This window comes from uncultured Roseobacter sp. (genome assembly GCF_947491795.1).
GTDB lineage: Bacteria > Pseudomonadota > Alphaproteobacteria > Rhodobacterales > Rhodobacteraceae > Roseobacter.
This window is the reverse complement of sequence record NZ_CANLKW010000001.1, coordinates 1,322,342-1,345,075: the sequence shown is the minus strand read 5'-3', so window position 1 is coordinate 1,345,075 and position 22,734 is coordinate 1,322,342. Positions and strand designations below refer to the sequence as shown.

Genomic DNA, 22,734 nt, shown 5'->3' with positions numbered 1-22,734 from the left:
GCCGTTACGTGCGCACCGGTTGCCCCGCAATCCATACATCCGCGACTGCCCTGTCATCGCCCATCATGATCGTCGGAAATACCGCTTCCCATATATCATTCGCGCGCGCGCTCCGCTGGGCGATAGCAGGTGTCGAGCTGAGGTCCAGAATGGTGAGGTCTGCGACGAGGCCCGGTTGCAGCAAACCGATTTCATGGCCCAGATGAAGACTGGCAGCTGATCCGGCTGTTGCCAGCCACAGCAACTGGCTTGCGTGCAATGCAGTACCGCGGAGCTGGGCAATTTCATAGGCTGCAGCCATTGTGCGCAGCATTGAAAAGGATGACCCGCCGCCCGTATCAGTGGCCAGACCCAGCGAAATGGAGCGCGCTGCCAGTCCGGCGACGTCCATCAGGCCCGACCCGATGAAGGTGTTCGACGTCGGGCAGTGCACGAGGGCCGCGCCGGTTTCGGCAATGCGGTCGCGTTCGCGGCCGGTCAGGTGGATGGCGTGACCGAAAACGGCGCGTGCGCCCAGCAGGCCATGCGCCTCATAGGTATCCAGATAATCGCGGGCATCCGGGAAAAGATCCGCAACCCATCTGATCTCGGGCAGCTGTTCGGACAGGTGGGTCTGCATCAGGCAGTCGGGGTATTCTGCCCAGAGCGCACCGAGCGCGCTCAGCTGTTCCGGTGTTGAGGTCGGCGAAAACCGTGGCGTGATCGCATAACGCAGCCTGTCACGCCCGTGCCAGCGTTCGAGCAGGGCTTTGCTGTCGTCATATGCGGACAGGGCTGTGTCACAAAGCCCGTCGGGTGCGTTGCGGTCCATACATGTTTTGCCTGCGACCACAGCCATCCGGCGGCTCTGAGCCGCAGCGAAAAACGCGTCGGTACTGCAGGGATGAATTGTGGTGTAGGAACAGACAGTCGTCGTGCCATGCGCACAGACCAGATCCAGGTAACTCTCTGCTGTCTCTTTGGCAAAGGATGGATCGCCGAAACGCATCTCTTCGGGAAACGTGTAGCTGTTGAGCCAGTCAATCAGCTGCTTGCCCCAGCTCGCAATCATCGCGGTCTGAGGATAGTGGGCATGGGCGTCCACAAACCCCGGGCAGATCAGCTTGCCACTGTAATCTGTAACCTTGGCCTGCGGGTATGACCGCTTCAAAACAGGGGCATCGCCCAGGGCCACAATCCGGCCGTCCCGGATTAACAGGGCTCCGTCGGTGTTGATCCGAACCACATCCTGCCAGTGAGACGTCATGGGATTGCCGGAGGCCTCAAACGTGGCACCGGTCAGAAGAATATCTGTATTCATGCCGCGATATTAGGCACATCTGTCCAGCCCCACAACGGGGCGCGCGCGGCCATTGTATCCCTCTGGCGGCGCGCTTATGGTCCGGCACAGAGAATGGAGGCGCACCTATGTCGGATCAGACGGATCAGATTGAGCCAGAGGTGGAAGAAGACGCCTATCTGCTGGGGCCAAAAGCAATTGCAGCGATCCTCTATGCCGTCGATATCGAGGACAAGGTCAAGTTGACCGAGCTGATGGAGCCGTTGCACGCGGCGGACATCGCGGACCTTCTCGAACAGATCAACGCCTTTGACCGGACACGGCTGATCCGCCTTTATGACCGGGAGTTCGACGGCGAAATCCTCTCCGAACTGGACGAGGGCCTGCGCGAGGAAGTGATCGCGGTTCTGACACCTCAGGTGCTGAACCAGGCCGTACGCGACATGGACAGCGACGATGTGGTCGATCTGGTCGAGGACCTGGAGGACGACCAGCAGGAAGCCATTCTGGACGCGCTGGAGGATGCAGACCGGGCGGCTGTCGAGCAGGCGCTGAGTTACCCCGAATACTCTGCCGGACGTCTGATGCAGCGCGAGGTTGTCATGGCGCCGGAGCACTGGACCGTTGGCGATGCCATCGACTATCTGCGCGCCACACCCGAGGATGATCTGCCGGACCAGTTTTATCATCTGGTTATCGTCGATCCACGCCTGCACCCGGTTGCGAATGTGACGCTGGGCAAGATCATGCGCTCGAAACGTGAAACAAGACTGATGGATCTGCGCGAGGAGACTTTCCAGGTCATTCCGGCGATGCAGGACGAATCCGATGTGGCCTATGCGTTCAATCAGTACCACCTGATTTCAGCCCCCGTTGTCGATGACGAGGAGAGGCTTATCGGGATCATCACGATCGACGACGCCATGGCCGTGCTGGACGAAGAGCACGAAGAAGACATTCTGCGGCTGGCCGGTGTGGGGGAAAGCTCTCTGTCCGACCGGGTGATCGAGACAACAAAACAAAGACTGCCCTGGCTGGCTGTGAACCTCGTTACGGCAATTGCTGCGTCGCTGGTCATTGCGCAGTTTGAAGTGGCGCTGGCGCAGATTGTGGCACTGGCCGTGCTGATGCCCATTGTTGCGTCAATGGGAGGCAACGCAGGCACACAGTCACTGACGGTGGCGGTGCGCGCAATTGCCACCAAGGATCTGACCGGTGCAAACGTCTGGCGGGTTATCCGCCGCGAAGTCCTTGTTGGTCTGGTAAATGGCACGATTTTCGCGGTGGTCATGGGTTTTGTCGGGTTCATCTGGTTCGGATCTCCCGCACTGGGCTATGTGCTGGCCGCGGCAATGGTGATCAATCTGGTGGTTGCGGGCCTGGCGGGCACCGTCATCCCCGTGATCCTGGAGCGTGTGGGTGTCGACCCGGCGCTTGCCTCCGGTGCCTTTGTCACAACGGTTACAGATGTGGTGGGCTTTTTCGCCTTTCTGGGCCTTGCGGTGCTTGTTTTGCTGTGAGCGCCGGGCTGGCCTCCATCAAAGCTGATGCGCGCACAGCCGGGTTTGCGCGCCGCAAGGCGGCACATGCGGCTGACACGGGGGCAGGGGCGGGGTTGTTGTCTGCGTTTCTGGCAGGATATCGTGGTGTGCCTGTTTCGGGTTACATGCCGATCCGCACAGAGATCGATCCGCTGCCTGCCATGGAAGAAGCCAGCGCGCATGGTGTGGTCGGCGTGCCGGTTATTTCAGCAGCGGGCCTGCCTCTGAAATTTGCCCGCTGGGAGCCGGGCGCTGAACTGGAGCCGCGGGCGTTTGGTGCGCGTGTTCCGGTGCGCCCGGTATTTTTCGAGCCGGAGATCGTGATTGTGCCTCTTGTGGCCTTTGACGCCAGTGGCGGGCGGCTGGGCTACGGCGGGGGGTTCTACGACCGGACACTGGAACTGTTGCGATCCCGCCGCGCCACGCTGGCTGTCGGTTTCGCCTACGAAGCACAGCAGGCCGATACGCTGCCGCTGGAGCCCACAGACCAGCCGCTGGATCTGATCGTGACCGAAAAGCGGGTCATCGACCTGCGGTGATCAGCCCTTTTCCCACGCGCTGAAAGCTTCTTTCCAATCCGGATGCCAGCGCGAGAGAGGAGGACGGTTTTCCGCAATGTCACCGGCGGACCAGAGCACACGCTTTGCATCAGTTTCCCGGGAGACGTCGTTATCGGGGCACAGGATGTAAAAATCCCCGGCTGACACCCGCTCAAAGAGATACCCGACGCATTCTTCGCTGGTCCAGGCTGCTGCCGGTTTTTCCGGCATAAAGGCGGCAATCATGCCGGTATAGGTGAACCCGGGCACGAAAAGATGCGTCTGCAACGGGGCACCGGCTTCGCGCAATTCATGGGCCAGCTGTTCTGTCAGCACACGGACAGCGGCTTTGCTGACGTTGTATGCCGGGTTGCCGGGGGGCGTGGTAATCCCCTGTTTTGAGCCGGTGTTGATCACGACGGCGGGACGGTCTGCGTCGATCATGCGGGGCACGAACGCCTGCACGCCATTCAGGACACCGTAGAAGTTCACGTCAATGATACGCCGCCACTGGTCTGCGCTGTCCAGTGTTGTCGTGGGGCGGGCCATGCCTGCGTTGTTCATCAGTACGGCGACGGGCCCTGTCTCGAATGCCTGCCGGGCGAGGTTTTCCATCGCACCGGTGTCGGACACATCGACGACAGATGTATGCACACGGGCACCACGCGACCGCAGGGCTGATGCCGCAGCTGAAAGCTGCTCCTCACCCAGATCAGCCAGCATCAGATCAAAGCCGCGGTCAGCCAGCAGATGTGCAGCGGCCAGCCCGACGCCGCTGGCTCCGCCGGTTATGACGGCAAGGCCGCCGTTCTCTTGTGTCTCTTTCCAGCTCATTGGATCCTCCCCGGAGTTTGCCTCATCCTGACACAGCAGTCCCTCGCGCGATACGTGCAGCATATATTTATTTTCACCTGGGCACTTGCCCTGCCTGGCCGCCCGCCCTACGCCTCTCAGTCATGAAAATTCTATTCCTCGGCGATGTCATGGGCCGCGCGGGACGACGCGCAGTGACGGAAAACCTGCCCCGCCTGCGGTCAGAGTGGAAGCTCGACTTTATTGTCGTGAACGCAGAAAACGCCACGTCCGGCATGGGACTTTCCGGCAGCCACGCCAAAACCCTGCTGGACGCAGGTGCTGATTGCCTGACGCTGGGCGATCATGCCTTTGATCAGAAGGACATGCTGCAGTTCATCGAGCAGGAGCCGCGGGTTATCCGTCCGCTGAACTTCTCAAAAACCGCTCCGGGCAAGGGGTCACGCCTGTTCACCACACAGAACGGGCGAAAAGTGCTGGTCGCCCAGGCGTTGGGTCAGGTGTTTATGAAACGACCCTTTGACGATCCGTTCTCTGCGCTGGAGCCGGTGCTGAAAACGCATCCGCGGGGCGGAATGGCACAGGCGGTGATTGTCGATTTCCACTGCGAGGCGACGTCAGAAAAAATGGCGATGGGGCACTTCTGCGACGGGCGTGCGAGCCTGGTGGCGGGTACCCACACCCATGTACCGACTGCGGACGCCATGGTGCTGCCAGGGGGCACTGGTTATCTGACCGATGCGGGCATGTGCGGAGATTACAATTCAGTGATCGGTATGGAGAAAACCGAACCACTGCGCCGCTTTATCACCGGCATGCCAAAAGACCGCTTTACACCGGCCAATGGCGACGCGACCCTTTCGGGCGTATACATCGAGACCGACGACAGGACCGGTGCTGCAACGCGCATCGCTATGGTCCGCAACGGTGGTCTGCTGGAAACCGCTGGCCCATGACAGCCCTGACCCGGCGCGAGATTGTGATGTTCACCGGCATTCTCGTCATCATGGGGGCCGGTTGGGGCATGACCCAGCCGCTGACAAAAATAGCGGTTTCCACAGGATACAAACACTTCGGGCTTATTTTCTGGCAACTTGCCATTGGGGCGGCTCTGATGGCGTTTATCGGTGTGTTGCGGGGCACCAGGCTGCCGGTGTCTCGGCGTCAGATCGGGATTTGCCTGATGGTGCTGGTGATTGGCACCGTGGTGCCGAATTCCACATCTTATCAGGCGGCTGTGCATCTGCCGTCAGGGGTGCTGTCACTGCTGCTGTCGATGGTGCCGATGTGGGCCTTTCCCATAGCACTGATGCTGGGGCTGGATCGTTTTTCGTGGAAACGCCTTGGCGGGCTGACCTGCGGTCTTGCAGGCGTTCTGCTGATTGCGCTGCCGGGCGCCGAAGCAATGAACCTGCCTGTGTTCTGGGTGATCATCGGGCTGGTCAGCAGCCTGTGCTACGGGCTGGAGGGCAATCTGGTTGCCCGTACCGGGACCGCAGGCATGGACCCGTTCCAGGTGCTCTATGGGGCGTCGCTTATGGGGGCAGTGATCATGCTGCCAGTTGCGGCGCTGTCCGGTCAGTGGATCCCGGCATCTGCAGCGCTCACCCCTGAGGGTCAGGCGCATATTCTGGCATCGGTCATCCATGTTTTGGTCTATGCGGGATACGTCTGGATGGTGGGCCGTGCGGGATCGGTTTTTGCGGTCCAGGTCAGCTACCTTGTCACAGGATTCGGGGTTTTCTGGGCCAAACTGATCCTCGGCGAAGCCTATGCGCCCGGTATCTGGGCAGCCATGGCCCTGATGTTTGCCGGCATGTACCTTGTTCAGCCGCGACCCAGACAGGCGCTTGCCGGGGCCTGAGCAATCAGCGACACTCATCCAGACGCCCACAACGACAGGACCTGCCTTCTGTGATCTCCCTGTTTGCGCTTTCCCAGACCACCAGTGCACTGCTGACCCTGCTCGTTGTCGGGGTCATGTTTACGCTCTTTGTGCGTGAAACCTTTCCGACCGAAGTCGTCGCGATCGCCGGTGCCGCGCTGATGCTGGCTCTTGGCGTGCTGCCGTATGACAATGCCCTGGCGGTGCTGAGCAATCCCGCGCCCTGGACCATCGCAGCAATGTTTATCGTGATGGGGGCCCTGGTGCGTACCGGCGCGCTGGATGTGCTGACCCGGCTGGCGGAAAGATATGCCAGGACACATCCCAGATCAGCCGTTGCAGGTGTTATCCTCTCGGTGATGGGGGCCTCGGCGATCATGAACAATACACCCGTTGTCGTGGTGATGATCCCGGTGGTCGTGCAACTGAGCAAAACACTGGGAACGCGGGCGTCGCGCCTGCTGATCCCGCTGTCTTATGCAGCCATCATGGGCGGGTCGCTGACACTGATCGGGACATCAACCAACCTGCTGGTGGACGGTGTCGCCCGGGCCGAAGGGCTGGCCGCCTTTACGATTTTCGAGATCATGCCCGTTGGCCTCGTGGTCTGTGTCTGGGGTCTGATCTATCTCAGCGTAATTGCGCCACGCCTCTTGCCGGACCGGGACAGTATGGCAAGCCTGCTGTCTGACAGTTCGAAAAAGAAGTTCTTTACCGAGGCCGTTATTCCACCCGACAGCAACCTGATCGGAGAAGAGGTGCTGGAGGTTCCGCTGTTCAAACGTGACGGCGTCCGGCTCGTGGATGTGGTGCGCGGAGATGCCTCGTTGCGCCGGAACCTTCAGGGGGTCGCTCTGCAGACAGGCGACCGCGTGGTTCTCAGGACGCAGATGACCGAACTGCTCAGCCTGCAGAGCAACCGCGAATTACGGCCCGTGGATCAGGTCTCTTCGGTCGAAACAACAACTGTCGAGGTGCTGATCACACCGGGGTGCCGGATGATCGGGCGGATGCTGGGCTCGCTGCGCCTGCGCCGCCGCTACGGTGTCTACACGCTGGCGGTCCATCGGCGAAATCAGAACATTGGCCGCCAGCTGGACGACCTGGTGGTCCGCGTCGGTGATACGTTGCTGCTCGAAGGCGCGCCCGCAGATATTCAGCGCCTGGCCGCAGATATGGACATGGTGGATGTAGCGCAGCCTTCTGAGCGGGCTTACCGGCGCAGTCACGCGCCAGTGGCTGTGACGGTGCTGGCGGGGATTGTTATCCTGGCGGCGTTGAATGTTGCGCCCATCCTGTTACTTGCCGTGCTGGCCGTGGCCCTGGTTCTGGTGACCGGCTGTATTGACGCGGATGAGGCGTTCTCTTTCGTCGATGGCCGCTTACTGGCGCTGATTTTCTCGATGCTCGGTGTCGGCGCGGCGTTGCAGATATCCGGTGCCGTAGCGCTCATCGTCGGGGCGGTGTCTCCGGCGCTGGCCGTGCTGCCGCCCGGTCTGGTGCTTCTGGCAGTTTTTGTAATGACCTCCACCCTGACGGAACTGGTGTCCAACAATGCGGTGGCGGTCATCATGACACCTCTGGCCATCGGTCTGGCGCTGGCTCTGGGGCTTGATCCGCGCCCGCTGGTAGTAACGGTGATGATTGCGGCATCCTGCGCCTTTGCAACGCCGATCGGGTATCAGACGAACACGCTGGTGTATGGTCCGGGCGGCTACAGATTTACAGACTTTATCCGGGTGGGGCTGCCCCTGAACCTGTCCACGGCAGCGCTCGTGTCGCTGACCATTCCGCTATTCTGGCCGCTCTGACATCGGGGTTTTCAGCGGCGGCTCTCCGAACACGGTTGTAATGCCGTCTTCATCCGGCATGGACCAGCGGGACACGACCAGATGGTAGGTGCCGGTTTCCCAGCCGCTCTCATCGCGCTGTGTGCGTCGCCTCCAGGCGCCTTCGACCAGAACCCGCCAGCGCAGATCGTCCACCCGCACGTCCCTGCCGCCTTCCTTGCGTGCAAAAGCGCGCGCATTGGTCAGCATTGACTTCAACCTGCGTTCCAGCGGCTCGGCGTTTTTGACACGACGCCCGGCAAAAAAGACGTCGATGGAGTACTTGGCATCAACGATACCACGGATAATCAGATCGCCACGCTCGGTCCGCCGGGTCTGCGGAACCAGTTCGATCACCTGATTGCAGATTTCGCCCCGGAACAGACCCGCGTCCTCGGACGCAGGTGTGATTTCCTGCAATGGTCTTCTTTTGTGGTGCATCTTCAGCCCGGGTCTGTGGTTGCGAAACGCCCGTACGGTGCCTGTGACCGGGCAGGGTTCTGATCACCGGAAGTATCACCGACCCGTTAAAGAAGTCTTTGCCGCGTGACGGTTGTGGTGCCGCAGATATGCATCTGGTGCAGGTCGGCTTTTCAAAGGTGAGTGTTGTACCAGGCGGGCGAACTGCACATCTTTGGAGGGTCAACAGAGTACAGACGCGAAAGGAATAACCAGTGTTTCCAGTATACAGAAAACTCGCCGATGCCGCACACAGACGGAAGAAATACCTCAACACATTTGACGAACTGCGCCGCATGGACCGCGCGACCGCAATCGATCTTGGAATGTTCCCTGAGGACGCAAAAAAGGTTGCGTATAACACGGTCTACGGCGACTGATCCGGTTGTCAGGTCAGAGCGGCCAGAAAACCAGGATGGCGGGAACTGAAACCGCGACGACAATGATCTCCAGCGGCAGTCCAAGACGCCAGTAGTCGCCGAAACGGTATCCACCCGGGCCAAGTATGAGTGTATTATTCTTGTGCCCGATTGGTGTCAGAAAAGCGCTGGAGGCGGCAACGGCGACGGCCATCAGGAAGGGGTCGGGCGAGACATCAAGTGTAAGCGCCATCTGGATGCCTACCGGGGCAGCAACGATGGTTGTGGCCGTGTTATTGAGCACATCTGACAGTGTCATGGTCACGATCATCAGAACGGTCAGAACCGCCCAGGCCGGCAGCCCGTCGGTCCAGGTGATCAGAGCCACTGCAATCAGCTCCGTGCCGCCAGAGGTTTCCAGCGCGGCACCCAGCGGGATCATCGAGCCCAGAAGCACCACGACGGGCCAGTTTATGTGGTCATAGAGTTCTGCCAGGGGCACTATTTTGGCCAGCACATAGGCGACAACAACGAGGCCCAGTGCAATTGGCAGGTAAATCAGCCCTGTACTGGCAGCTGCGACAGCGCCGGCAAACAGACCGATGGCAAGCCAGACCTTTCGGTTTTCGGTTACAGCCAGACCACGGTCCGCCAGCGGGAGCACACCGAGCCATTCTGAAACATCACTGCCTGTGTCGCGGGGCACCAGTAGCAGGAGAATGTCACCGGTGCGGATGGTCGTCTGGCGCAGGTTTTTCGTCAGCCTTTTGCCCTGCCGCGATATGCCAAGCAGGACAGTGCGCTGCCGCCATGCAAGACCTATGGCCTGGGCGGTTTTTCCGCGGATACGCGCATCTTCAGGGACAGCTACTTCCAGGATTTCGACACCGTCTCCGTCGGCGCGCAGCAGTTCTTCGCGCTTGGCGTCGGCAACGGCCAGATCAAGGCTGGTGCGGAATTCATCCAGTGCCCCCGCGGTCGCTTCAATCACCAGCGCGTCACCGGCCTGCAGCACGGCATTTCTGGCCTGGCCGTAGCGGCGTTTTCCGTCGCGGATCAACCCGATCACAGCGACATCAGCCTTGTCGGCGGCCTCTGTCAGCTCGGCCAGGCGTTTGCCGATCTGTTTGTTGCCTTCGGGCACCGTCAGCTCCGAAATGTATTGAGATATATCCGCCGGCCCGGCACCGGCATCCGCCGGCTGCGGGATCAGGCGCCAGCCGACAAGGGACACGAAAACCAGCCCCGCCAGCGCTGCCGCACCGCCGACGGGCGCGAAATCGAACATGGCGAAAGGTGTGCCCAGTGCGTCCCCCCGGATCGAGGCAATAATGATATTGGGGGGAGTGCCGATCAGGGTCGCCATGCCCCCCAGAATCGTTGCAAAAGACAGCGGCATCAGGCTCAGGCCCGGGGCGCGACCTGCTTTGCGCGCGGTCTGAATATCAACCGGCATCAGCAAGGCCAGTGCTGCAACGTTATTCATAAACGCAGACAGCACGCCGCCTATGGCCCCCATCAGTGCGATATGAGCACCCAGCGAGCGGGAGGCATCCACTAGCGTGCGGGTGATCAGGAAGACAGCCCCTGACCTGACCAGCCCGGCAGAGACGACCAGCACCAGCGCCACGACAATCGTCGCGGGGTGACCAAATCCGGCAAAGGCATCTTTGGTTGGAACGACGCCCAGCACGACACCGATCATCAGCGCCGAGAAGGCAACAATGTCATATCTGAACCGGCCCCAGAGCAGCAGGCCGAAGACGCCGCCAAAAAGCGCGAACAGGATGATCTGGTCGGGGGTCATATGCGGGCTTCCGGAATATCTGGGCGGCTACCGGGCCGCGGCAATCTCTGTTCCGAACATCAGCAGGCAGTTGTCCGGATCTTTGACGTGAAATTCACGCTGGCGGTAGGGCTGGTCAAAAGGGGCGCGGACACGGGTGCTGTCCAGGGTGTCCAGCTTTGGTTTGAGTGCCGCGTAAAACGCATCAACGTCATCGCAGTCAACATAAATGATCTGCGCACCGATGTCGCAGTCAGGTGCAACCTCCATCAGGCGCAGCGCGCCGTCGGGTTGTCTGATGAAAGCATAGTTCTCCATCTGGAAGCCGCAGGTAAACCCAAGGATTTCACAAAAGAACCGCAGCGATCCGTCGAGGTCATGGGTCATCACAAACGGGGTGATCTGGGTGATACCGGGCATAAAGCAAGTCTATATCATAAAGTGTGCAACACGAAACGGAATTGCGCGGCAGAGGGTGGTCTTGCTCCCTGTGCGGGTCCTGGCCTATATGGTGCTGAATTCAGTAACAGCGATGGATTGAGCAATGGCAGGCCACTCAAAATGGGCAAATATTCAGCATCGGAAAGGGCGTCAGGACGCGGTCCGGGCAAAGCTGTTTTCCAAGCTGAGCAAAGAAATCACTGTCGCCGCGAAAATGGGCGACCCGGATCCTGAAAAGAACCCGCGACTGAGGCTGGCCGTGAAGGAAGCCAAGTCGCAGTCCATGCCCAAAGATAACATCGACCGCGCCATCAAAAAGTCTCAGGCAGGCGATGGCGATGACTACGAGGAAATTCGCTATGAGGGATATGGTCCCAACGGTGTGGCGGTGATTGTCGAGGCGATGACTGACAATCGTAACAGAACCGCCTCTACTGTCCGGTCAACATTCACCAAGAACGGCGGAAATCTCGGAGAAACCGGTTCTGTTGGGTTCATGTTCGACCGTAAAGGTGAAGTGACCTATCCGGCTGAGGCCGGAGACGCTGACACCGTCATGATGGCGGCGATTGAAGCCGGGGCCGAGGATGTCGAAAGCTCTGACGAGGGGCATACGATCTGGTGTGCCGACACGGATCTGAATGATGTCGCTACTGCGCTGGAGGCAGAGCTTGGGGAAAGCGAAAGCACCAAACTGGTGTGGAAGCCGACCACAACGACCGAAATGGATCTGGATGGAATGCAAAAGCTCATGCGCCTGATTGATGCGCTTGAGGACGATGACGATGTTCAGCGTGTTACCACAAACTTCGAGGCGCCTGACGAGGTTATGGAACAGCTCTGATCACCCGGCCCGGACGGGCCCGCGCGTTCAGCGTGTATGCGGGCAGTTGTTACCGGCAGTAAAAAACGCGCGGACCATCTGAAGGAACCCTGCAGGCTGGTCGTCTTTTGATGCAGTCGCGCGGTTCAGGCGCTTCATCAGGTGCTTGAGGTCTGTCAGTTTTTTGCGCGCGCCACGGCCTCCGGCCTCGCTTTGCACCATCAGGATTTTCTTCTGCGTGTGCAGTGCAGCTTCGATAAGTTCGAAGTCGGTCTTGCTGAGATCAAGATTGCGATGCGTTTCCAACATGGCCTGGCGTCCTTTTTACACTCCCCATCATATGGGTATTGAAAGTATATACGCCAATAAGCTCTGATCAGTTTCCCGTGATTAGTCTTTTTGTTCTGACAGTTTCGTGTAAATTTATTTCAGTTTACCTGCCGCTGCGTCACGCACGGCCCGGTTCAGGGGTGTCAGCACGTTGGTCATGAGGCGGCTGGCCTGCCAGAAAAGCGGCACGTCAAGCGGCGCTTCGGGGCGCAGTGCCACCAGCGCTCCGCTGTCCAGATGGGTCTGCACAAGGCTTTCCGGGTTCATGCACCAGCCCAGTCCCGCGAGGGCCGCATCGACAAACGCATGTGTTGAGGCGATGCGGTGGGCAGGCGGTGACAGGCGGTGGCCGGTCACCTCGGAAATCCAGCGGTGCTGTAACCGGTCCTTGCCATTGAACATCATTAACGGGGCGGCAGCGGCAGCTTCGGGCGTCAGACCGTCTGAAAACCAGCGCGCGACAAAGGCCGGGCTGGCTGTTGCAATGTAGCGCAGGGATCCAAGGCTCATGCTGTCACATCCTGGCACGGGTCCGGCGTGGCTGGAAACAGCTGCGCTCACCTCTCCGCGCCGCAGCCAGTCGGCGGCGTGATCCTGATCGTCTACCACCAGATCCCAGATCGCGCCCCTTGCACTGGCAAGCGCTGGCACCAGCCAGGTTGCAAGGCTGTCTGCATTCACGGCAAGGCGGACCATCGGCAATTCGCCTGCCTGCATGCTGTCCGGTGCCATTTGCTCAAGCACGCTGGATTCCAGGAGCCTGATGTTTTCTGCGTGGCGCGCCAGCCGGGCCCCGGCACCGGTCGCGATACAGGGCTGGCCACGCACGATAAGGGCTGTACCAGCGCGCTCTTCCAGTGCCCGGATCCGCTGTGACACGGCAGAGGGTGTGACACCCAGATGTGTCGCGGCCATATCAAAGCTGCCATGCCTCAGAATGGCGGCGAGAGCAGTCAGATGTGCGCTGTCAAAATGCATAAGAATTTCTAACTACGGTGCAGTATTATTAATTTGATTAATGCCTGCCCTGAGCGCTAGTCAACACAGAACACTGACCAGGGGCTATTCTGATGCTGACAAATTTCATTCCGGGCTATCTGCTGAGCCTGTCTCTGATCGTGGCCATCGGTGCGCAGAACGCTTTTGTGCTGCGCCACGGGTTACGGCGGTCCCACGTGTTCTGGGTCTGCCTGACCTGCGGCCTGTCAGATGCTTTGCTGATCACGGCCGGTGTGGCAGGTTTTGGTACTCTGGCGCAGAGCGTGCCGTGGTTTGAGCCCGTAATGCGTTACGGCGGCGCTGCATTCTTGATCTGGTACGGCTGGCGCAACGCGGTGTCAGCCTGGCGCGGCGGGCAGGTAATGGAACTGGAAGGTGGCGGCGACAGGCGGAGCCTGAAGAGCGTGCTGCTGACCCTGCTGGCACTCACCTGGCTCAATCCACATGTCTATCTTGATACCGTTGTGCTTCTGGGGTCTGTGTCTGCGCAATATGACAACCGTCTGCTCTTTGGATCAGGCGCCGTGCTTGGCAGTATCAGTTTCTTTTTTGCACTGGGATATGGCGCGCGGCTTCTGGGCCCACTCTTTGCCCGCCCGCGCAGCTGGCAGATCCTGGACGGTCTGATTGCACTGACAATGTGGGCAATCGCTCTGGGACTTCTGATAACGTAACCACTTGCGATTGGGGGTAAAACCCTGTCTGTCTGAGGGATGGTCACACGCACGCCCCAACGCCCGCTTGCCGGCATCTTCTGGATGCTTGTGACGGGGTTTTGTTTCATCGCCGTGACGGCACTGGTGAAATTTATCGGCCCGCGCATGCCTCCGGTCGAGATGGCTTTTCTGAGGTATCTGCTCGGGCTTGTCTTTCTGCTGCCTGCAATCGGTGCGCTGCGGCAGGCACAACTGACCGCGCGGCAATGGAAGCTGTTCACCCTGCGTGGCGTGATGCACGGGTTCGGTGTCATGCTGTGGTTTTATGCGATGGTGCGCATCCCCATCGCGGACGTGACGGCCATGAACTATCTGGCGCCGGTCTATGTCACCATCGGCGCGGCCCTCTTTCTGGGTGAGAAGCTGGCGTTTCGCCGGATTGCGGCGGTGGTGGCGGCCCTGATTGGTGCGCTGATCATTCTGCGCCCCGGGTTTCGCGAAGTCAGCAGCGGACATCTTGCAATGCTGGGGGCGGCGGTGGTTTTCGGCGGCTCTTATCTGACGGCAAAAGTCATGGCGGATGAGGTGAAACCGGCGGTCGTCGTGGCGATGCTGTCCATATTTGTAACGATCGTCCTCGCCCCGTTTGCACTGATGGAATGGGTGACACCGACGGCAATGGATCTGGTGCTGCTCTTTTGCGTGGCCTGTTTTGCAGTGGGCGGGCATTACACGATGACGCTGGCCTTCGCTGCGGCGCCGCTGACGGTTACGCAACCGGTGACCTTTACCCAACTCGTCTGGGCCGTTCTGCTTGGGTATGTCGTTTTTGATGAAGCGGTGGATATCTGGGTGGTGCTGGGGGGGCTTGTGATCCTGGGTTCCGTCATCTTTATCACCTGGCGCGAGGCCGCTGTAAAACGGCAGGGTACAACGCCGGTCGTGAACGCGACAAAGGTATGATTTTTTATTGATTGACGAGTCAATCAATAAAAAGCTAACTCCGGAGCCTGTTAACCCGGAGACTGTCACGATGCCCAAAGTTGGAATGGAACCGCTGCGAAGGTCGGCGCTGGTCGATGCGACCATTGCAGAGATCGGAGCGCGCGGATCGCTCGATGTGACCGTCAGCCAGATTGCAAAACGGGCAGGTATGTCCACGGCACTGGCGCATCATTATTTTGGTGGCAAAGATCAGATTTTCCTGGCGGCGATGCAGCAGATTCTGCGCGATTTCGGAGCTGAGGTGCGGCGCGCGCTGCATGCTGCCGACGGTCCGAAAAACCGCGCTCTGGCCCTGATCGATGCGAGTTTTGCACCTTCGTGTTTTGCACCGGCGACGATCAGCGCCTGGATGACGCTCTATGCCCAGGCACAGACCAGCCCGCACACGCGCCGTTTGCTAAGGATTTATCAGGGGCGTCTGCAATCCAATCTCATCCATGCGCTGCGTCCGCTCAGCCCGCAGCCGGAGGCTCATGCAGAGATGATCGGCGCGCTGATCGACGGGCTTTATCTGCGCGCGGCGCTGTCGCGCTCCAAGAGCGCGGATGGCGCGCGCGCATCGGCCCACGCCGCACTTGAAACACTTTTGGAGGGAAAAGCATGACGCGTCCGAACATCCTGATCCTGATGGTTGACCAGCTCAACGGAACCTTGTTCCCGGATGGTCCTGCGGACTGGCTGCACGCGCCGAACCTGAAAAATCTCGCCGCGCGGTCGACCCGTTTTCGCAATGCCTATACGGCCAGTCCGCTCTGCGCGCCGGGCCGGGCTGCCTTTATGTCGGGTCAGTTGCCATCTGCCACGGGCGTTTATGACAACGCCGCCGAGTTCTGTTCATCGATCCCGACCTATGCTCATCACCTGCGCCGCGCCGGTTATCAGACCTGTCTGAGCGGTAAAATGCACTTTGTCGGGCCTGATCAGTTGCACGGTTTTGAAGAACGCCTGACTACAGACATCTATCCGGCAGATTTTGGCTGGACGCCCGACTATCGCAAGCCCGGCGAACGGATTGACTGGTGGTACCACAACATGGGTTCAGTCACCGGCGCTGGCGTAGCTGAAATTTCAAACCAGATGGAATACGATGACGAGGTTGCGTTTAACGCGACCCGCAAGCTTTATGATCTGTCTCGCGGTGCCGATGACCGGCCGTGGTGCCTGACGGTCAGCTTCACGCACCCGCATGACCCCTATGTGGCGCGCAAAAAATACTGGGATCTGTACGAGGATTGCGCGCATCTGGAGCCCCGGGTGCCTGCCATTCCGTACGAGGAACAGGACAGTCATTCAAAACGCATTTTTGACGCCAACGACTGGCGCAGTTTCGACATAACCGGCGAAGACATCCGCCGGTCACGGCAGGCCTATTTCGCCAACATCAGCTATCTGGACGACAAGATCGGAGAGATCCTGCAAACGCTCGAAGATACACGTCAGGCGGCGATTGTCCTGTTTGTGTCTGACCACGGCGATATGCTGGGTGAGCGCGGATTGTGGTTCAAGATGTCTTTTTACGAAGGCTCGTCTCGGGTGCCGCTGATGATTGCGGCGCCGCAGATGGCGCCCGGCCTGCAGACTACCCCGGTTTCTAACATCGACGTCTGCCCGACGCTGTGTGACCTGGCGGGGGTCTCGATGGACGAGGTGATGGACTGGACGACGGGCGTGTCGCTTGTGCCCGTGGGGCAGGGTGTGGCGCGGACAGAACCTGTCGCAATGGAATATGCTGCCGAAGCCTCTTACGCGCCGATGGTATCGCTGCGCTCTGGCCAATGGAAATACAACCGGTGCGCACTGGATGCCGACCAGCTTTTCGATCTGGAAGCGGACCCGGATGAGCTGACAAACCTGGCCGAAGAGCCCGCCCATCAGGATGTGCTGCACACTCTGCAGGCGCAGGCCGATGCGCGCTGGGATCTGGAAGCTTTTGATGCGGACGTCCGCAAGAGCCAGGTCCGACGCTGGGTGGTCTATGAAGCGTTGCGGGAGGGTGGATATTATCCGTGGGATTACCAGCCGCTGCGCGATGCGTCCGAGCAATACATGCGCAACCACATGGATCTGAACGTGCTCGAAGAGGGCAAACGGTTTCCCCGCGGCGAATAACTCCAATGGGCTGGACGAAACTACACACGCCTTGCGGGCGTGACCTGATCGCGCGCTGACGCGCACACTTTTTCCCGGCGCCTCCGGCGCGGCGGACGGACAACAACGGAACGGATATGGAAGCGGATTTTGTAATTGTAGGGGCAGGCAGTGCGGGCTGTGCCATGGCCTATCGCCTGAGTGAAGCGGGCGCATCGGTGATTGTGATCGAATACGGTGGCACCGACGCAGGCCCCTTTATTCAGATGCCTGCGGCTCTGTCCTATCCGATGAACATGAAGATGTACGACTGGGGGTTTACGTCCGAGCCGGAGCCGCATCTGGGTGGACGTCGGCTGGCCTGTCCGCGTGGCAAGGTCATCGGTGGATCCTCCAGCATCAACGGAATGGTCTATGTGCGCGGGCACGCATTGGATTTCGATCACTGGCAGGAAGCCGGGGCAGATGGCTGGGCCTATGCCGATGTGCTGCCGTATTACAAACGTATGGAAAGCTGGCACGACGGCGGACACGGTGGTGATCCGTCCTGGCGCGGGGTCGATGGCCCCCTGCATGTGACGCGCGGCCCGCGGGAAAACCCGCTCTATCAGGCGTTTGTCGATGCCGGTGCCCAGGCGGGGTACAAGGTAACCGGTGATTACAACGGCCGTCAGCAAGAGGGCTTTGGCCCTATGGAGCAGACAGTCTGGAGGGGGCGGCGCTGGTCCGCCGCGAATGCCTACCTGCACCCGGCACTGAAACGGGAAAACTGTACGCTGGTACGCGGTCTTGCGGAGAAAATCGAAATTCAGGAAGGCCGGGCCACAGGTGTTCAACTGCGGCGCGGTGGCACATCCCAACTGATCCGGGCCAGGCGGGAAGTGGTGCTGGCAGCTTCGTCGATCAATTCCCCGAAACTCCTCATGCTGTCAGGCATCGGCCCGGCGCAGCATCTGGCCGGGCACGGAATTGATGTTGTGGCAGACCGGCAAGGGGTGGGACAGAACCTGCAGGACCATCTGGAGATGTATGTCCAGATGGCGGCCTCGCAGCCGATCACGCTCTACAAGCACTGGAATCTGCTGTCCAAGGCGGTCATCGGCGCGCAGTGGCTGTTTACCAAAACCGGTATGGGAGCGTCCAATCAGTTCGAAAGTGCCGCCTTTATCCGGTCGCGTGCCGGTATTCCCTATCCGGATGTGCAATATCATTTTCTGCCCATGGCCGTGCGGTATGACGGGCAGGCCGTGGCAGAAGGGCACGGGTTTCAGGCGCATACGGGGCCGATGCGGTCTCCGTCACGCGGAGAGATCACGCTGCGCTCTGCTGATCCCGCGGAGGCGCCACGCATCTTTTTCAACTACATGTCGACAGAGCAGGACTGGGTGGATTTCCGCCGCTGTATTCGTCTGACACGCGAGATCTTTGCCCAGGAGGCCTTCAAACCCTTTGTAAATCACGAAATCCAGCCAGGGGCAGCGGTGCAGACGGACGACGAACTGGACGACGCGATCCGCGAACATGCGGAAAGCGCGTATCACCCCTGTGGCACCTGCCGTATGGGCCGGGCGGACGATCCGGGGGCAGTCGTGGACCCGCAGGCCCGTGTGATCGGCGTCGACGGGCTGCGCGTCGCGGACAGCAGCATTTTTCCGCGCATCACAAACGGGAACCTGAACGCGCCGTCGATTATGGTGGGTGAAAAAGTGTCCGACCACTTGCTGGGCCGGGACCCGCTTGCGCGCGCCAATGATGCGCCGTGGGTACATCCGCAATGGGAAACGGCACAGCGCTGAGGCTGCGACCGGCGCGGCTGAGTTAACTCAGGTTAACAAAAGGTGTTGAGCGAACGGGATGGTTCGCGCATACGCCTGCTGTGGGAAGAGTGGTTTTTACATTTCTTGCGGCCATCGCTGTTGCCGTGACCGTTCCTGCATTCGCCCTGGCGGATGTGACAGGAAAAGTAACCGTCATTGACGGGGACACCTTTGACGTGGGCGGCACACGTGTGAGGCTTTTCGGGATCGACGCGCCGGAGGCGGATCAGACCTGCACGACAGAGCAGGGGCAGAAATGGCAGTGCGGTGCCTGGGTTGGTCAGATCGTTCATGAGCGCTATTCAGGCACCAGAGCTGTCTGTAAAGAGGTGGACCGGGACCTTTATGGCCGGGTAGTCGCAACCTGCGATATCGGCGGCACGGACGTGGGCGAGACCCTGGTAAGCGAAGGTCTCGCCTTTGCCTATCGCCGTTACTCCATGGCCTATGACCTGATCGAAAAAAGCGCGGCCATCAGAGACGTAGGCCTGCATGCCAGCCGTGTTCAGGACCCGTCGCAATTCCATAAAACGCGTGCGCGGGGCCGCATCCCACCTGATCGCAGCTGTCCGATCAAGGGTAATATCTCCAGCAAGGGAACCCGCATTTTCCACATGCCCGGCCAGCGCGATTATGAACGTACAGGCATCCGGACGGACCGGGGCGAACGCTGGTTCTGCTCGGAAGACGAGGCCGTTCGCGCCGGGTGGCGTGCCGCGCGTCGCTAGCTCAGACGACCTGATAGGGCAGAACGCCGCGTTCGTTGGGGTCCACCTCCAGTTTACGTTCCAGCGGCGGAACGGCGCGCTGATGACAGGCCGTTCGCTCGCAGATGCGGCAGGAAATTCCAATAGGTTCAAAGGCGGCGTCGCGCCCTGTGTCCATACCATCGGCGTAGACAAGATCACCGGCATGGCGGATCTCGCATCCCAGCGCAATGGCATAGCGTCTGACCGGTGCGCCAAACCGACCGGCCGGTTTTGAAACGTCTCGTGCAAGGCTGATGTATCGTACACCATCCGGTGTTTCGGCGAGCTGTCGCAGGAACTGGCCGGGCATTTCAAAGGCGCGGTGCACATTCCAAAGCGGGCAGGCACCGCCGAAACGGGCGAATTGCAGCCGTGTTGCAGAATGGCGCTTGGTGATCGTTCCTGCCTGATCCACCCGGACGAAAAAGAAGGGTATGCCCTTGGCACCCGGCCGTTGCAGGGTGGACAGCCTGTGTGCCACCTGCTCGACGGAGGCGCCGAAGTGTCCGGCAAGAACTTCCAGATCGTGGCGGCTCTCGCTGGCGATGCGCTGAAACACGGCATAGGGCATCAGCGCGGCACCCGCGAAATAGTTGGCGAGGCCGATTTTGGCAATCGCACGGGCTTCGCGGCTCTGGAATTTCGCAAGATCGAGCGTGGCTTCGAGAAGCGCGTCCTGTTTGACCAGTGCGACCTGCAAGAGCAACTGGAAGGTCTGGCTTTCGGGTGGTGCGCGGCGGGACAACACCAGTCTGCCGGTGTCGGGATCAAAGCGTCTGAGCTGATCTGTGTCCTCAAAAGAAACACTTACGCCGCTGTTGCCAAGGGTGGCAACGGCTGCGACGCGGATGTTCCGGTGGTGTCCTTCTTTTCCGGAAAAGTTTTCGGCGGCACGATCAACAGCGTCGATATAGTTGTCGCAATAATGAAAGAAGTCGCGCACCTCTTCCCAGGGGCTGGGGGTTGCGCGCGCGTCCTCACGTCCCAGTGCTTCATCGAGCGAGGCCAGACGTTCCTGCATCTGCCGGTAGCTGCGGTGCAGTTCCAGAAACGCATGAGCAAAAGCCGGCGCATTGGATGCCGCGAGCCTGAGATCAGCGAGGGGCGGTGGCGCGTCTGCAAAAAGCGGGTCTGCCATGGCCTCGCGCATGTCACTGACAATGCGTTCGCTGTCACCTTCGCTCAACTCTGTCACATCAAGCCCGAATTCCTGGGCTAGTGATAAAACAACAGTCGTGGACACCGGTCGATTGTTGTTTTCCATCTGGTTGAGATAGGGCAGCGAGACACCGAGCCGGGCGGCAAAGTCTTTCTGTGTCTGGCCAATACGGGTGCGGACCTCTCTCAGCTTTGCCCCGGCGTAAAGTTTCTGGTTAGCCATTGGCGCGGGCCCTATTACTGGAGTTTGCAGGTTTGCAGATTCGGCTATGCTAACTTTGCAAACCGACTCCGGCAAGGTGGCGGAATTGTGGTTAACATTCGGTTTAAACTCAGGGTCAGAACTGGAAATCGGCAGAGGATTTTTTGCCAATCCGGCGACTGGAAGTGAATGAAAAAAGTGTTTCGGGACGGTTGTCGTATGTGCTTAAAATGCTGATGGCGCAGAATGCACGCCAGTGTTCATGTCAGATTGGAAACACACCCATACTCATCGCCAACACCTCGCCGATCGCTGAACCAGTGGCGTTTCATGTAAGAGGACGTGAATTGCAAAGTGAACGCCATTGTCGGACTGGACTGTAAACAGCAGCGATGCTTGCGCCAATGCACCGTTCCGCATCCGGCGTGTTCCTCAACAGTTTGCAAATTTGCGAAACGGGTGGACCACAGTGTATGCGCTGTTTGGTTCCTGCCGTGCCGGGGTGAACCCCGCAGTTCTGACAGGATGTTCGTCTTTTGCCAATCGATGGAAAGCTTGCGCGCCTGAAGCCACCAGAAGTCTGGCTCTCAAGCGACCTTGCTGAGACGGCGTTCCCGGTGAAAAACAGCGATGATTGACGCGACAGCTGCTAAAGCCGTACCGCTCATTATCCACAGAAGAGGCAGAGCCCCGGTGCCCGGCCCTAAAAGCGCACCGGCAAGGGCGCTCAGCGCGGCCCCGCCACCGATCATGATTGCACCTCCCAGTCCGGATGCTGTGCCGGCAAGGTGCGGCCGGACGGACAGCATCCCTGCGGTCGCATTCGGGATTACGAGGCCATTTCCCAGCCCTACAAAAGTCATCAGCCCGAAAAAGCTCAGCGCAGTGCCCTGTCCGGCGAGGAAGATGCCCAGGGACAAAAATGTGCCACTTGCGTTGATCAGACAGCCCACCAGGATCAGGCGGTTTATGCCCACACGCTGTGCAAGAATACCGGTGAACATATTTCCAAAAAAATACCCGATGGCCGGCGCACCAAAAAAGAAACCCACGAGTACGGGAGACAGGCCAAAAACCACAGAGCCGACAAACGGACCACCACCGAGATAAGCAAAAAACGCGCCCGAGCAGAAACCAGCGGCCAGTGAATACCCCCAAAAGCGCGGAGACCGCAGCAATTCGGGATACTCGCCAAACTGCTCGATCAGAGATTTGCCGCTTGCTTTGAAAGTTTCGCCCTGATCAGCCCAGGCCAGCCAGAGGGTCAGGGCACCCAGAACGAACAACGCCCAGAAATTCGCTTTCCATCCAAAGTACTCGTCCAGCAGACCGCCAAGCATAGGGCTCACCATCGGAACAATCGCCATGCCCATGGTGACATAGCCAATCATCGAAGCCGCGCGGTCCTGATCGAACATGTCGCGTACGGCGGCGCGGCTGAGCACCATTGCGGTCGCAACAACGGCCTGACACATACGGAAAAACAGGAAAATCTCAACTGTGGGTGCGTAGATGCAGCCAAGCGTGGCTACCAGAAACAGCGCAAGGCCCCCCAGAATGACCGGCCTGCGCCCGAACTTGTCTGACACCGGACCAATGAAAACCTGCAGTGCCCCGCTGATCCCCAGGTAGAGTGCAACAGACAATTGCATGATCCCGTATTCCGTCTGGAAATGCTCTGTCATTTTTGGCAGGCTGGGCAGGAACATGTTCATCACAATTGCGGACATGCCTGCGAGCAGGATCAGTGTCGCGATATGTGGAGGAGTCGTCCGGTCCAGAAACCGGACCACGGGTACTTTCGTCATGCGACGAAGGTAGAGAGATGCAGCGCGATGTCCACGCATACCTGCTATGCGTCTGACGCATATTCGCAGTTTTGCAATTTGCAAACATGTATCTGGAAATACTTTGCAAATTTGCGAGATTCCCCTTCGAATGGCGCTTTGTCTTGTCTATGCTGCGCGCAGTCACAG

The 22,734-nt window shown here is 59.6% G+C and carries 22 protein-coding genes; 13 read left to right on the top strand and 9 right to left on the bottom strand.

Features of this window, described 5'->3' with window-relative positions; genetic code table 11:
- Positions 1-4: 4 nt before the first annotated feature.
- The gene (gene guaD, locus Q1A34_RS06510) at positions 5-1,300 is read right to left on the bottom strand and encodes a guanine deaminase (RefSeq protein WP_300032197.1); all 1,296 of its coding nucleotides are present in this window, start codon (positions 1,298-1,300) and stop codon (positions 5-7) included.
- A 107-nt stretch (positions 1,301-1,407) separates the two neighbouring features.
- Here guaD and mgtE point away from each other — a divergent pair, with 107 nt between their 5' ends.
- Positions 1,408-2,799: a magnesium transporter gene (gene mgtE, locus Q1A34_RS06505; RefSeq protein WP_300032195.1), complete on the top strand. Its 1,392-nt coding sequence runs from the start codon at positions 1,408-1,410 to the stop codon at positions 2,797-2,799.
- Positions 2,796-3,359, top strand: coding sequence for a 5-formyltetrahydrofolate cyclo-ligase (locus Q1A34_RS06500; RefSeq protein ID WP_300032193.1), 564 nt, complete (start codon positions 2,796-2,798; stop codon positions 3,357-3,359). The genes mgtE and Q1A34_RS06500 overlap by 4 nt, the downstream gene beginning before the upstream one ends.
- On the opposite strand, the gene Q1A34_RS06495 is transcribed toward Q1A34_RS06500, so the two are convergent.
- Entirely contained in the window at positions 3,360-4,193 is an 834-nt protein-coding gene (locus Q1A34_RS06495) for an SDR family NAD(P)-dependent oxidoreductase (protein WP_300032191.1), read from the bottom strand. It abuts the gene before it with no gap.
- Between the two features lie 122 nt (positions 4,194-4,315).
- Here Q1A34_RS06495 and Q1A34_RS06490 point away from each other — a divergent pair, with 122 nt between their 5' ends.
- From Q1A34_RS06490 to Q1A34_RS06480, 3 genes are read left to right on the top strand one after another with little or no spacing between them, the layout of a single operon-like run.
- On the top strand, positions 4,316-5,128 hold the full coding sequence (locus Q1A34_RS06490) for a TIGR00282 family metallophosphoesterase (protein WP_300032189.1): 813 nt from the start codon (positions 4,316-4,318) through the stop codon (positions 5,126-5,128).
- Entirely contained in the window at positions 5,125-6,036 is a 912-nt protein-coding gene (locus Q1A34_RS06485; RefSeq protein ID WP_300032187.1) for a DMT family transporter, read from the top strand. Before Q1A34_RS06490 ends, Q1A34_RS06485 begins: the two co-directional genes overlap by 4 nt.
- Before the next feature lie 50 nt (positions 6,037-6,086).
- Complete coding sequence (locus Q1A34_RS06480) at positions 6,087-7,868, top strand: SLC13 family permease (RefSeq protein ID WP_300032185.1); 1,782 nt, start codon at positions 6,087-6,089, stop codon at positions 7,866-7,868.
- On the opposite strand, the gene Q1A34_RS06475 is transcribed toward Q1A34_RS06480, so the two are convergent.
- Positions 7,851-8,327: a hypothetical protein gene (locus tag Q1A34_RS06475; protein WP_300032183.1), complete on the bottom strand. Its 477-nt coding sequence runs from the start codon at positions 8,325-8,327 to the stop codon at positions 7,851-7,853. The two genes, Q1A34_RS06480 and Q1A34_RS06475, sit on opposite strands and share 18 nt — an antisense overlap.
- A 233-nt stretch (positions 8,328-8,560) precedes the next feature.
- Between Q1A34_RS06475 and Q1A34_RS06470 the strand changes: the two genes are divergently transcribed.
- Positions 8,561-8,725: a hypothetical protein gene (locus tag Q1A34_RS06470; RefSeq protein WP_300032181.1), complete on the top strand. Its 165-nt coding sequence runs from the start codon at positions 8,561-8,563 to the stop codon at positions 8,723-8,725.
- Between the two features lie 13 nt (positions 8,726-8,738).
- Here Q1A34_RS06470 and Q1A34_RS06465 read toward each other — a convergent pair whose 3' ends face one another.
- Complete coding sequence (locus tag Q1A34_RS06465; protein ID WP_300032179.1) at positions 8,739-10,511, bottom strand: SLC13 family permease; 1,773 nt, start codon at positions 10,509-10,511, stop codon at positions 8,739-8,741.
- A 27-nt stretch (positions 10,512-10,538) separates the two neighbouring features.
- Positions 10,539-10,910, bottom strand: a complete 372-nt coding sequence (locus Q1A34_RS06460) for a VOC family protein (RefSeq protein ID WP_300032177.1) — start codon at positions 10,908-10,910, stop codon at positions 10,539-10,541.
- 124 nt (positions 10,911-11,034) lie between these two features.
- On the opposite strand from Q1A34_RS06460, the gene Q1A34_RS06455 reads away from it, so the two are divergent.
- A complete protein-coding gene (locus Q1A34_RS06455; protein WP_300032175.1) occupies positions 11,035-11,775 on the top strand; it encodes a YebC/PmpR family DNA-binding transcriptional regulator in 741 nt (246 codons plus the stop codon).
- A 27-nt stretch (positions 11,776-11,802) separates the two neighbouring features.
- Here Q1A34_RS06455 and Q1A34_RS06450 read toward each other — a convergent pair whose 3' ends face one another.
- Both Q1A34_RS06450 and Q1A34_RS06445 read right to left on the bottom strand, forming a co-directional pair.
- Positions 11,803-12,063: a hypothetical protein gene (locus tag Q1A34_RS06450; protein WP_300032173.1), complete on the bottom strand. Its 261-nt coding sequence runs from the start codon at positions 12,061-12,063 to the stop codon at positions 11,803-11,805.
- 114 nt (positions 12,064-12,177) lie between these two features.
- The gene (locus Q1A34_RS06445; protein WP_300032170.1) at positions 12,178-13,062 is read right to left on the bottom strand and encodes a LysR family transcriptional regulator ArgP; all 885 of its coding nucleotides are present in this window, start codon (positions 13,060-13,062) and stop codon (positions 12,178-12,180) included.
- A 92-nt stretch (positions 13,063-13,154) separates the two neighbouring features.
- On the opposite strand from Q1A34_RS06445, the gene Q1A34_RS06440 reads away from it, so the two are divergent.
- The 6 genes from Q1A34_RS06440 (at position 13,155) to Q1A34_RS06415 (ending at position 19,377) form a co-directional block, all read left to right on the top strand.
- Positions 13,155-13,757 (top strand): LysE/ArgO family amino acid transporter, encoded by a 603-nt coding sequence (locus Q1A34_RS06440; protein WP_300032168.1) that lies wholly within the window; start codon positions 13,155-13,157, stop codon positions 13,755-13,757.
- A 39-nt stretch (positions 13,758-13,796) separates the two neighbouring features.
- Positions 13,797-14,702: a DMT family transporter gene (locus tag Q1A34_RS06435; RefSeq protein ID WP_300032166.1), complete on the top strand. Its 906-nt coding sequence runs from the start codon at positions 13,797-13,799 to the stop codon at positions 14,700-14,702.
- 70 nt (positions 14,703-14,772) lie between these two features.
- Positions 14,773-15,348, top strand: a complete 576-nt coding sequence (gene betI / locus Q1A34_RS06430; protein WP_300032164.1) for a transcriptional regulator BetI — start codon at positions 14,773-14,775, stop codon at positions 15,346-15,348.
- Positions 15,345-16,853, top strand: a complete 1,509-nt coding sequence (betC, locus tag Q1A34_RS06425; RefSeq protein WP_300032162.1) for a choline-sulfatase — start codon at positions 15,345-15,347, stop codon at positions 16,851-16,853. Before betI ends, betC begins: the two co-directional genes overlap by 4 nt.
- A 116-nt stretch (positions 16,854-16,969) precedes the next feature.
- Entirely contained in the window at positions 16,970-18,628 is a 1,659-nt protein-coding gene (betA, locus tag Q1A34_RS06420) for a choline dehydrogenase (RefSeq protein WP_300032159.1), read from the top strand.
- 125 nt (positions 18,629-18,753) lie between these two features.
- Positions 18,754-19,377, top strand: coding sequence for a thermonuclease family protein (locus Q1A34_RS06415; RefSeq protein ID WP_300032157.1), 624 nt, complete (start codon positions 18,754-18,756; stop codon positions 19,375-19,377).
- A gap of 1 nt (position 19,378) precedes the next feature.
- Here Q1A34_RS06415 and Q1A34_RS06410 read toward each other — a convergent pair whose 3' ends face one another.
- Both Q1A34_RS06410 and Q1A34_RS06405 read right to left on the bottom strand, forming a co-directional pair.
- Complete coding sequence (locus tag Q1A34_RS06410; RefSeq protein WP_300032155.1) at positions 19,379-20,779, bottom strand: short-chain fatty acyl-CoA regulator family protein; 1,401 nt, start codon at positions 20,777-20,779, stop codon at positions 19,379-19,381.
- Between the two features lie 566 nt (positions 20,780-21,345).
- Positions 21,346-22,566, bottom strand: coding sequence for a multidrug effflux MFS transporter (locus tag Q1A34_RS06405; protein ID WP_300032152.1), 1,221 nt, complete (start codon positions 22,564-22,566; stop codon positions 21,346-21,348).
- Positions 22,567-22,734 lie beyond the last annotated feature (168 nt).